Annotated in this window: 10 protein-coding genes and 2 tRNA genes; 4 read left to right on the top strand and 8 right to left on the bottom strand. The window is 71.8% G+C overall.

Annotated features, from left to right (window positions below; all coding sequences use genetic code 11):
• The first annotated feature begins 224 nt into the window (after positions 1 to 224).
• From ACFXGA_RS03885 to ACFXGA_RS03895, 3 genes are all read left to right on the top strand, one after another.
• On the top strand, positions 225 to 1,199 hold the full coding sequence (locus tag ACFXGA_RS03885) for a hypothetical protein (protein ID WP_378084127.1): 975 nt from the start codon (positions 225 to 227) through the stop codon (positions 1,197 to 1,199).
• 68 nt (positions 1,200 to 1,267) lie between these two features.
• On the top strand, positions 1,268 to 1,525 hold the full coding sequence (locus tag ACFXGA_RS03890; RefSeq protein WP_378084128.1) for a hypothetical protein: 258 nt from the start codon (positions 1,268 to 1,270) through the stop codon (positions 1,523 to 1,525).
• A 136-nt stretch (positions 1,526 to 1,661) separates the two neighbouring features.
• On the top strand, positions 1,662 to 2,213 hold the full coding sequence (locus ACFXGA_RS03895) for an HNH endonuclease (protein WP_378084130.1): 552 nt from the start codon (positions 1,662 to 1,664) through the stop codon (positions 2,211 to 2,213).
• 263 nt (positions 2,214 to 2,476) lie between these two features.
• Here the strand turns inward: ACFXGA_RS03895 and ACFXGA_RS03900 are convergent.
• The 7 genes from ACFXGA_RS03900 to ACFXGA_RS03930 all read right to left on the bottom strand — a co-directional run bounded on the left by ACFXGA_RS03900 (position 2,477) and on the right by ACFXGA_RS03930 (position 8,371).
• A tRNA-Arg gene (locus tag ACFXGA_RS03900) sits at positions 2,477 to 2,549 on the bottom strand.
• A 39-nt stretch (positions 2,550 to 2,588) separates the two neighbouring features.
• Positions 2,589 to 2,678 (bottom strand) — tRNA-Ser (locus ACFXGA_RS03905).
• A 128-nt stretch (positions 2,679 to 2,806) separates the two neighbouring features.
• Positions 2,807 to 4,804 carry an acetoacetate--CoA ligase gene (locus ACFXGA_RS03910; protein WP_378084132.1) on the bottom strand — a complete coding sequence of 666 codons (1,998 nt, stop codon included), beginning with the start codon at positions 4,802 to 4,804 and terminating at the stop codon, positions 2,807 to 2,809.
• A 59-nt stretch (positions 4,805 to 4,863) separates the two neighbouring features.
• Entirely contained in the window at positions 4,864 to 5,628 is a 765-nt protein-coding gene (locus tag ACFXGA_RS03915) for an ESX secretion-associated protein EspG (RefSeq protein WP_378084134.1), read from the bottom strand.
• Positions 5,625 to 6,935: a PPE domain-containing protein gene (locus ACFXGA_RS03920; RefSeq protein WP_378084135.1), complete on the bottom strand. Its 1,311-nt coding sequence runs from the start codon at positions 6,933 to 6,935 to the stop codon at positions 5,625 to 5,627. The genes ACFXGA_RS03915 and ACFXGA_RS03920 overlap by 4 nt, the downstream gene beginning before the upstream one ends.
• Positions 6,935 to 7,561, bottom strand: a complete 627-nt coding sequence (locus ACFXGA_RS03925; RefSeq protein WP_378084136.1) for a hypothetical protein — start codon at positions 7,559 to 7,561, stop codon at positions 6,935 to 6,937. Before ACFXGA_RS03925 ends, ACFXGA_RS03920 begins: the two co-directional genes overlap by 1 nt.
• A gap of 132 nt (positions 7,562 to 7,693) precedes the next feature.
• Positions 7,694 to 8,371 (bottom strand): dienelactone hydrolase family protein, encoded by a 678-nt coding sequence (locus tag ACFXGA_RS03930; RefSeq protein WP_378084138.1) that lies wholly within the window; start codon positions 8,369 to 8,371, stop codon positions 7,694 to 7,696.
• Positions 8,372 to 8,492: 121 nt separating this feature from the next.
• Between ACFXGA_RS03930 and hisC the strand changes: the two genes are divergently transcribed.
• Complete coding sequence (gene hisC, locus ACFXGA_RS03935) at positions 8,493 to 9,560, top strand: histidinol-phosphate transaminase (protein ID WP_378084140.1); 1,068 nt, start codon at positions 8,493 to 8,495, stop codon at positions 9,558 to 9,560.
• On the opposite strand, the gene ACFXGA_RS03940 is transcribed toward hisC, so the two are convergent.
• A complete protein-coding gene (locus ACFXGA_RS03940; RefSeq protein ID WP_378084142.1) occupies positions 9,550 to 10,299 on the bottom strand; it encodes a sulfite exporter TauE/SafE family protein in 750 nt (249 codons plus the stop codon). The genes hisC and ACFXGA_RS03940 overlap by 11 nt on opposite strands.
• Between the last annotated feature and the right edge of the window lie 164 nt (positions 10,300 to 10,463).

The raw sequence follows: 10,463 nt of genomic DNA on the forward strand, positions 1-10,463 counted from the left end.
GGCTCCGAACCGCGGTGTTCCTCCAAGCCGTACGGTCCACGCGGTTGCACTCCGGCTATGCACTTGCCCAGGTGATGAAGCTCAATCGGTCCACCGCCGCTCGTGTGATCAAGGGCCGGCTACAGCCCGGCCCGGCGTTCATCGGCGGGGCGCTGAGCACTGGGCAGACAGTTCGACGACCTGTTCGAGGTGGTCGAAGCTCCGCGACGACGGAGGAACGACTCGTGATCACCAGCCCCACCGACCTACCTGATCTGCGTCTACGGATGCGTGAGCACGTGCTGACCTCTGCGTGCGGGCATGAGTTCGTGCGTCGTCTGGACAGTGGCGAGGCCGCGTTGACACCTCGGCTCAGCGGCCCCCCGCACATCCAGCGCACAAGCGCGGTGACCGGTGCTTTGCTCATCGCACGCCGCGAAGCGCAGCGCCTGGGTGATGCCCGGCTCTACTGGGTCGACCACGACATGACCGCGCTCGCAGTCGCCGCCGCGGCGAGTCCGCCCCAAGAACCGGTCGTGGCACGACGGATGCCGGCTGAGGCCGGTTTGATCTGGTTCGCCAAACCGATCGGTGATCGGGTCGCTGCGGTGTCCTGGTCTCGCTGGGGGCCACACGACCTCGACATAGACGACGGTTCGTACACGATCACCTGGAGCTTGGGCACGCCTGGCGGCACAGTCCCGTTGCATCCCGGCTTCGAGGGCGTGTGGCTGACCTACTGGACGCCTCAGCTCGTGCCGACCGCCGAGTCGGTGTTGCCCTTCGGTCGGACCTTCGCGCTCGCCCAACCCTGTACCGCGGAGCAGTGGGCGCACGTCGTCTACACGTCCTGGCAGCTCATGGCGCAGAGCGGGAGCGCACGGCTCGCAGAGATCGAAGACTTGCCCCGTACGCGCCACGGCCGCAAGCGCGATCAGCGTGCTGGCGTCAGCGATTCCGGGACCGTCCGGCTCGTCCGTGTTCACACCCGCCAGCGCACCGGCACGGTGGTCGACCGCGAAACCCCGCAGTGGACGAGCCGTTGGCCGGTACGTCCGTACCGGCGCAACACCTGCCTGAACTCGCGCCTGCACGCCGAAGGCGGCTGTGAGCACGAGGAGCGGATCGTTCCCGCACACATCAAAGGGCCGGCTGACAAGCCGCTTAAGATCAATACCAGGGTCAACATCTGGGACGCCATGCCACCGGCTGATTCCTAGACCGACCTAACGCAATGCGGGTGTCCGGCGATGACCCTGATGGAACGGTCTGATCATCAGGGGGAGACGTGCAAACGGACGTGCAGCGGGGCGCATGGTTAGTGCTCGCCGTCGGAGACGACCGACCCCGTCGCAGCAACGACGGCTACGACGACTCACCAGCAGCCCACTACAGCTGGGACAGTTCGGTCCCGAACCACCAGCTGCCTCAGGCCGGTGACGTGATCGTCCTGTGGGATAAGAAGGTCCTGCTGGGTGCCTCGGTAATCCAGAAGATCGTCGTCGGCGAGGAAGAGAAGGCTCCACCGCTGTCCGCACTGCGGTAAGGCCGCCATCAAGCTGCGTAAGACCGAGAGCCCGCCCTACCGGTGCTCCAAGTGCAAAGGCACGTTCGAGGAGGCGCAGGTAGTCACCATTCGGAAAGTCGTCACCACCTACCGGTCGCACCACGATATTGCCTGGGTGGATCTCACCGGGGAGCTGACCGGTGACCGGTTGCGCGGGCTCTGCACACTCCCGGAGTCACAGCTCAGCATCCGCCAACTCGACTACGCGAGGTTCCAGGAGGCCGTGCGGGCGGCGCCCGGTCGACCGTCCCTGTCACCGGTCGAGGCCGCTTTGTCCACCACGCTGAGAGGCGGCCACACCACAGCGGTCGTGCGCGTCCGGCGAGGACAGGGCGCCTTCCGCAGCCGGCTGCTGAAGGAGTACGGCGACACCTGCGCGTTCACCGGACCCAGCCCGCACGCCGCTCTCGAAGCGGCCCACTTGAACAGCTTCGCCGCCGACGGACGGCACCACGACCAAGGCGGACTCCTGCTCCGACGCGACGTTCACCGCCTCTTCGACCTCGGTCACCTCGCCGTGAACCCACGGGACCACACCATCGACGTCTCCGCGGCCATCGGCGACTACCCCGAGTACCGCCGCCTCCAAGGCGAGAAACTGCACGTGGAACTCACCGCGCGCCAGGAGGGCTGGATTGCGAAGCACTGGGCCATGCACCGAGGTTGAATTGGCAGTTCAGTGCCGCCCCGAGGCGTCCGCCAGATAACGCCTGGCCACGCCACGGCGTTCACGTACTCGACCTTGCCCACGCGAGTGACGTCCACGTGAGTGACGAAGGTCTCCACAGCGGCACCGGGGCGCTCGGCAAGCTCTACGGCCGAGCGGCAGTACGGGCGTTCGGGTGACGAGGTGGGACGGCAGCGCGCACACAACGGGGCAGGGCCCCGTTCCGTTACCCGAAACGAGGCCCTGACCCGGACTTACTCTTGCGCGCTCGGCAGGATTCGAACCTGCAACCTTCTGATCCGTAGTCAGATGCTCTATCCGTTGAGCTACGAGCGCATCGTTCTTCAGTTGTCACCCGGCCGAGGCCGGGTGTTGCGGAGGCTCCGGGATTTGAACCCGGGATGGGCGGTAAACCCAAACCGCATTAGCAGTGCGGCGCCATAGACCAGACTAGGCGAAGCCTCCCGGAGCCCTCGGCTACGACGCATAGATTACACATGCCCCCGGCAGTCAGGCAAAACGCCCCCCTCTTAACCGCGTTCCCGCTGGTCAGGGCGGGTACGGACGGCGCGAGAGGGGCGTTGCGGGCCTGGTCAGGGGGTGGTGGCGTGAGGTAGGTCTCGTGCCAGGTCGAGGAATGGGGTGAGCGACGCCGGGTTGCGCAGGGCGTCCAGGCTGACGGCGCGCTCGGGCGGGGTGCCGGCCAGGATCTTCTTCACCGGGACCTCGCACTTCTTGCCGTTGAGGGTCCGCGGGATCTCGGCCACGGCGACGAACCTGTTGGGCACGTGGCGCGGTGAGAGGTTGGTGCGCAGTTCGGCCCTCAGCCTGGGCTCGACCTCGTCCAGGGTGACGTCGGGGCCGAGGACGAGGAAGCACAGCAGTTCGCCGTCGGTCCGGCCGGCGCCGGACGTGTCGATGACGAGCGAGTCCTCGATGCCCGGCAGGCCCTCGACCACGCGGTAGAACTCGCTGGTGCCCATGCGCACGCCGCCGCGGTTCAGGGTGGAGTCGCTGCGGCCGTAGATGACGGCCGAGCCGCGCCTCGTGATCCGGATCCAGTCGCCGTGCCGCCAGACGCCGTCGAAGGTCGAGAAGTACGCGTCGTGCAGCTTGGAGCCGTCGTCGTCGCCCCAGAAGAACACCGGCATCGAGGGCATCGGCTTGGTGATGACCAGTTCGCCGACCTCCTCGACGACGGGCGCGCCGGACTCGTCGTAGGACTCCACGGCCGCGCCCAGGGCACGGCACGACAGCTCGCCCAGCCACACCGGGAGGTCGGGGGACGCGGCCACGAACGCGGTGCACAGGTCGGTGCCGCCGGAGACCGACGCGATCTGGACGTCCGGGCCGACGGCCGACGCGATCCAGCGGAAGCCCTCCGGGGTCAGCGGCGCGCCGGTGGAGCCGACGACGCGCAACCCGGTCAGGTCGTGGCGATCGGCGGGGTGCAGGCCCTCCTTCAGGCACGACTGGATGTAGGGCGCGGACGTGCCGAAGTAGGTCACGCGGTGCTGCTCGGCCAGGCGCCACAGCACGCCGAGGTCCGGGTGCGCGGGGCTGCCGTCGAACAGCACGATCGTCGACCCGACCAGCAGGCCGGAGACGAGGAAGTTCCACATCATCCAGCCGGTGGTCGTGAACCAGAAGAACCGGTCGCCCGGACCGAGGTCGCTGTGCAGCGCCAGCATCTTCAGGTGTTCCAGCACGATCCCGCCGTGCCCCTGGACGATGCCCTTGGGCAGCCCCGTCGTGCCCGACGAGTACAACACCCAGAGCGGGTGGTCGAACGGCACGGGCTCGAACGCCAACCCGGCGTCCGCGTGGTCGGCCAGCAGCGAGTCCCACGACACGGCTCCGGGCAGCGGGCCGCCGCCGACGTAGTCGATCACCACGGTGGCGCGCAGGGACGGGATCGCCTCCCTCAGCCGCTCCACCGCGGGCCGCACGTCGAACGCCCGCCCGTTGTACCGGTACCCGTCGACGGCCACCAGCACGGTCGGCTCGATCTGGGTGAACCGGTCGGCGACGGCCCGCGCGCCGAAGTCCGGCGAGCACGACGACCACGTCGCGCCGAGGGACGCCGCCGCCAGGAACGCGATCAGCGCCTCGGGCGAGTTGGGCACGAGCGCCACGACCCGGTCGCCCCGCCGCACGCCCAGCGCCGCGAACCCGGCCCGCACGGCGGCCACGCGGCGGCGCAGCTCCCCGTACGTGAGCCGGGACGACAGCCCGTCCTCGCGGTGGAAGATGACCGCCAGGTCGTCGTCCGGGCCTCTCAGGGCGTGCTCGGCGTAGTTCAGCGTCGCGCCGGGGAACCACGACGCGCCGGGCATCACCGGGGCCTCCAGCACGCGGCCGGGCGGGTGGTGGAACCGCACCTCGAAGAACTCCGCGACCGCGCCCCAGAACCCCTCCAGGTCGGAGGTCGACCACTCCCACAGCGACGGGTAGTCGGGGAGGTCCAGGCCCTTGGCGGAGGCGAGCCAGGAGCGGAACGCGGTCATCCGGCTGTCCCGGACCCGGTCGGGGTCGGGACGCCACAGGACTTCCGCCTCGCCGGCGGCGGTGCCGGCACGCATCTCGGTCATACCTGAAGTTCCTAGCCGATCGGACGGCCCGGAACCACAGCGACGGCCCACACACCGGGTCAGTTGCGGCCGGCGCCCGCCACCAGTCCCTCGACCGCGGAGATCAGCCGCGGCGCGTCCGCGGGCGCGACGACGAGCCACCCGCCGTCCTTGCGCACCAGGTACCGGCCCTCGGCGGTGTCCAGCCACGACACGGCCGCGCCGGTGGGGTGCAGGTAGCCGGCCCGGTTGCGGGCGATCACGCCGACCTGGCCGCCGCCGTTGCGCGTGGTCACGGCGCGCATCAGGGTGTTGGCCTCCGGCTCGCGCAGGCCCACGGCGCGCAGCGCGTCGAGGAAGCCCTCCGAGCCGTCGCTCTCGCCCGCCTTGCCCGCGGCCAGGTAGTCGTCCCAGCGCACGTTCACCGACCGGCCGCTGCCGGGCGGCGCGGGCGGCAGGGTGTTGACCGTGGTGGCGGCCAGCGCGGTCGGCCGGAACCCGGCGACCTGCACCTGGTTGCCGAGCCGGCCCGCGAACGCGCCGTGCCACGCCGCGGTGGCGAGGCCGCGCGCCTGCGCGCCGCGCACGGTGAAGAACACCTCCAGGCCGACCTCGAACTCGGCCAGGCCGCGCAGCAGCCCGTACAGCTCCTCGTCGGGCCGCTGCACGGTGCCGAGGCCGCGGGCCGCGAGGTCGCGGGACGCGGACTCGACCAGCGCGGCCCGTTCCCGCTGGGTGTGCCCGAAGTGCCGCACGCCCAGCGGGACCGGGTGGGCGTCGCGGTGGACCGCCTGCCAGAGCAGGAAGAACTCCACTTCGCTGAGCCGGAAGACGCGCTCGGTCACAGGCCGATCACCGGTGGTGCGGCCTTGCGGTCGACGCCGAAGACGTTCTCGTCGTCCTCGAGGTAACCGGGGCGGTTGCGGTCCTTCTCACCACCGCCGGCCACGGGCGGCGGGGCGGCCATCGGCGCGGCGCCGATCATGCCGGACTGCGGCGTCACGGACTTGGGCGCCTGGAACTGGCTGGTCACGCTGCCCGGGTTGGCGTTCGACCCGCCGCGGTCGGCGCCGAGGGCGCCCGTGGCGCCACCCGGACCGGCCACCGGGCCGCCACCGCCGCCGCCGGACGCGCCGACGGGCGTGGGCATGACCGCGCGGCCGCCGAAGCCGCCCCGTCCGCCGGCGAAGCCACCGCGGCCGAACGGGGCGGAGGACGTGCCGCCGGGCCGCTGGTTCGGGGCCCCCGCGGGCGGGGTCTGGGGGTTCGTCACGACCGGGCCGCCACCACCACCGCCACCACCGCCGTCGGCGGGCGGGGTCGGCGTGACCACCACGGGCGGCGGCGGGGGCGGCGCGACGGGGTTGGTCGGCGGGCTGAACGACGGCACGGTCCGGTCGACCTCGTACGAGTTCAGCTGGAACATCGCCATGACCTCGGCGGCCTGGCGGTGCGTCGCGTCGGCGGTGACGACGGAGTCGATCGCGGGCGCGGCGATGGTGTCGATGCCGGTGAACGCGTTCGGCGCGCGGGTGATCGGGCGCGAGCCCGCGACCAGGCCGTCCTCGGTCGTCGGGGTCAACGCGCGCAGGCCGGCGGCGCCGTCCACCGACCGCTCCGCGATCAGCGACGCGCGGGGCGCGGCGATCGGGGTCGGGCCGGCGACCGGGGTCGCGGGCACGTCGGCGACCGGCGTGACCACCGGCGGCGCGGGCGCGGGCGGCGGCATCATCTCGCGGGCCGTCTGCACGTGGTCGATCTCGGTGGCGATGCACTTGGCCACGTTGTCGGCGTGCTCGCTGGTGTTGAGCGCCCACTTCTCGACCGACTCCAGCGCCTCGCGGGCGCGTTCGGCCGACTCGCCGGTCCACGCCTGGCTGGACTGGCTGATCGCCTTGGCCAGCAGCTCCTGCACCTCGCCGAGCGCGAGGCTCACGGCGGCCCAGTCGGCCTGGGCGGCGCCGGCGGCCTTGAGGTCGACCCCCGTGTTGATCATGTCCCACAGCTGCTGGTGGCTGTAGGTCATCCAGTCGACCTTCTGGCCGAGGTCGGAGGGCTTGTCCCGGCCCTCGCCGTGCCCCTGGCCCTGGCCACCGTGGTTGCCGTGGCCCTGCCCGCCGTAGCCCTGCCCGCCGTGCCTGTCGTTGCCCATCAGCCCTTCGCCTCCCCCGCGGACCCGAAGGCGTCCGCGGCGTCGTCGTCGGCCCGTTCCAGGTTCCGCGCCGCGTCGCGGATGGTCTCCTCCACCTCGAACAGCACCTGCATGAAGTCGCCGATCACCTTGACCGCCGACTCCTCGTTGCCCACCGCCACCTCGCGCAGCCGGCGGCTGATCGCGTCGCTGACCCAGTTGTTGCCGAACTTCAGCTCGACGTCGAGGTTGTTGACCGCGCGCGAGTGCACGGAGTCGACCACGTTGCGGGCCTTGGCGATGAGCTTGACCAGGTCGTCGACGCCCTGGCGGTCGAGGTCGAGCTGGACGGAGCCCTTGTCCACCGCGTCCAGCGCGGTGGTCGCCTTGTCCAGGTCGGTCTGCGCGGCCTTCGCGAAGCTCTCCGCCTCCGGCTTGGCCACGACCTCGGCGGTCGCGCCCGGGGCGGGCAGGGTGACGGTGGGGGCCGGGTCGGCGACCGGCGCGGGCGCCGGCGCGTCCACGGGCGTCCCGGCCGCCGGCGCGTCCGCCGCGACCACCGGCGGCGCCGGTGCGGACGGCGTGAAGCCGGGCGGGATCTGCACCGTCGGCGCACCCGCGAGTGGGATCGTGTTCCCGTCGCTCATCACTACCCCCTGCACAGCGATTCGCCGCGGGCGCACCGCGCGTTAGCCCGCGACGACCGGAATCAGGCGTTCCGGACGCCTCCCTTAGATGTACCGGGAAGCCCGTTCGGTTCCAAGCCGCCGACCAGAGGCTTAGCGCAGGTGCGAGTCGAACCAGTTCAACGCCCGTTGCCACGCCTCCGCGCCGACCTCCGGCGTGGCGTCGAACCGGTGGCCGGTGCGCGCGAACCGGACGACGTCGGTCGCCACCGGGGCGGCCGCCGCGGCGTCGCGCAACTTCTCCACGTCGCCGACCGGGATCTCGGTGTCGTCGTCACCATAGAGGCCGAGCCACGGGCACGTCAGCTCTTCCGCCACCTCCACCAGCGACGGCAGCCCCTCGGCCAGCGGGTCCAGGATCCCGCCGCCGCCGACGGTCACCGCGGCGCCGATCGTTCGGCTTCCCGCAACCACCATCGCGACCGATCCGCCCAGGTCGAAGCCCATGACGCCCATCCGGTCCCGGCTCACGCCCTGCTGCCCGAGCCACACGAACGCGACGTCGGTGTCGGCCAGCACGGCGTCGCCGGACAACCCGCTCACCATGGCGGGCGCGTCGTCGTCGGACACCTCGTCGTAGAGGTGCGGCGCGACAGCCAACCACCCCTCGGCGGCCAGTCCGCTCACCAGACCGCGGACGGTGTCGGTCACGCCGCGCGCCTCGTGCAGCACGACCAGACCGCCGCGGACGGCGTTCTCCGGCTCGGCGACGGTCAGCCGCAACTCGCGGCCGTCGGTGAGGGAGAGCGTCTCGGTGCGGGTAGGAGTCATGGCACAACCCTTCCACGTGGGGGTGAACGGCAGTCAACGTGAGCATCCGTACGGCAGGTATGCCCCATCCGGGTCTTCCAGGGGCTAACGTCCGGCGCAGAACCCCGAAGGGAGCTTTTGGATGACCGTGCGAACCCGCGCCGACCTCGTCGCCCTGCCCGAGTACGTGCCCGGCCGAACCGTCCCCGGCGCGATCAAGCTGGCCAGCAACGAGGTCTCGGCCGGACCGCTGCCCAGCGTGGTGCGGGCGATCGCGGACGCGGCCACCGCCGTGAACCGCTACCCCGACACCGCCGCCACCGACCTCGTGGCGCGGCTGGGCGACAAGCTGGGCGTGGACGCCGGGCACCTGGCCGTCGGCTGCGGCTCGGTCACGTTGTGCCAGCAGCTGGTGCAGGCGACCTGCGCCGACACCGACGAGGTGCTGTTCGCGTGGCGCTCGTTCGAGGCGTACCCGCTCGTCACCGCGGTGGTCGGCGCGCGGCAGGTCAAGGTGCCGCTGGCGGCGGGTCACGCGCTGGACCTCGACGCGATGGCGGACGCGATCACGCCGGCCACGCGGCTCGTGTTCGTGTGCAACCCGAACAACCCGACCGGGACGGCGTCGCGCCGCGACGAGATCGAGCGGTTCCTGGAGCGCGTGCCGTCGGACGTGCTGGTGGTGCTCGACGAGGCGTACCGGGAGTTCGTCGACGACCCCGAGGTGCCCGACGGCGTCGAGCTGGCGAAGGAGCAGTGGGCGGCGGGCCGCGACAACGTGGCCGTGCTGCGCACGTTCTCCAAGGCGTACGGGCTGGCCGGGCTGCGCGTCGGTTACGCGGTCGCCTCGCCCGCGGTGGCCGCGACGCTGCGCAAGGTGTACGTGCCGTTCAGCGTGAACGCCGTGGCGCAGGCCGCGGCGCTGGCGTCGTTGGATGCCGAGGACGAGCTGATGGCGCGCTGCCGCGCGATCGTGGCCGAGCGGTCGCGGGTGCGCGACGCGCTGTTGGCCGCCGGGTTCGAGGTGCCCGTGTCGCAGGCGAACTTCGTGTGGCTGCCGCTGGGCGAGCGGACCGCCGCGTTCAACGAGCACTGCCTGGAGCGCAAGGTGGTCGTGCGGGCGTTCGTCGGCGACGGCGCGCGGGTCACGATCGGCGAGCCGGAGGAGAACGACGCCTTCCTGGCCGCGGCCCGCGCGTTCAGCGGGTGACGAGCTGGACGATGGCCACGACTCCCACCAGCACGATCACCGCGCGCAGCGCGGCGGGTGGGAGTCGGCGGCCGATCTTCGCGCCGAGCTGGCCGCCGATGACCGAGCCGACCGCCAGCAGCAGCACGGCGAGCCACGCGAGGTCGGCGATGAAGATGAACAGCACGCCCGCGACCAGGTTCACGAACGCGGTCAGCACGTTCTTCAGCGCGTTCATCCGCTGGATGTGCTCGTTCATCAGCACACCCATCAGGCCCATCACCAGCACGCCCTGGGCCGCGCCGAAGTAGCCGCCGTAGATGCCCGCGAGGAACACGCCGATCCACAGCGCGACGCCGCCGTGCTCGTGCCGCTCCCGCTCGGCGAGCTTGCGGTTGAGCCAGGGCTGGGCGACGACCAGCACCAGCGCGATGGCGATCAGCACCGGCACGATCGCGGAGAACGCCTTCTCCGGCAGCACCACCAGCAGGACCGCGCCGACCACGCCGCCGAGGATCGAGGCGGGCAGCAGCCGCTTCACCCGGCCCGCCTGGCCGGCCAGCTCGCGCCGGTAGCCGAACGCGCCGCTGAGCGAGCCGGGCACCAGGCCGAGGCTGTTGGACACGTTCGCCACCACCGGCGGGTAGCCGACGGCGAGCAGCACCGGGAACGTCACCAGGGTGCCGGACCCGACCACTGTGTTGATCCCACCGGCGAACACACCGGCCAGGACGACGACGATCGCCTCCAGCGCCGTCACGGCCACTCTCCCCTGGTTCTCGCGGTTCGGTGAGCGACGCTAACACCGCGTCGGGGGGGGGGGGCGGGGGGGGACCGCCCCCACCGCGCCCCCGCCCGCGGGGGGGGGTGTCGCGCGAGCCCCCCGGCCCCCCGGCGCGCGCCCCCGCGGGCGGCGCCGGCCCC

Origin of the sequence: Actinosynnema sp. NPDC059335, from assembly GCF_042752395.1 — a bacterium.
GTDB lineage: Bacteria > Actinomycetota > Actinomycetes > Mycobacteriales > Pseudonocardiaceae > Actinosynnema.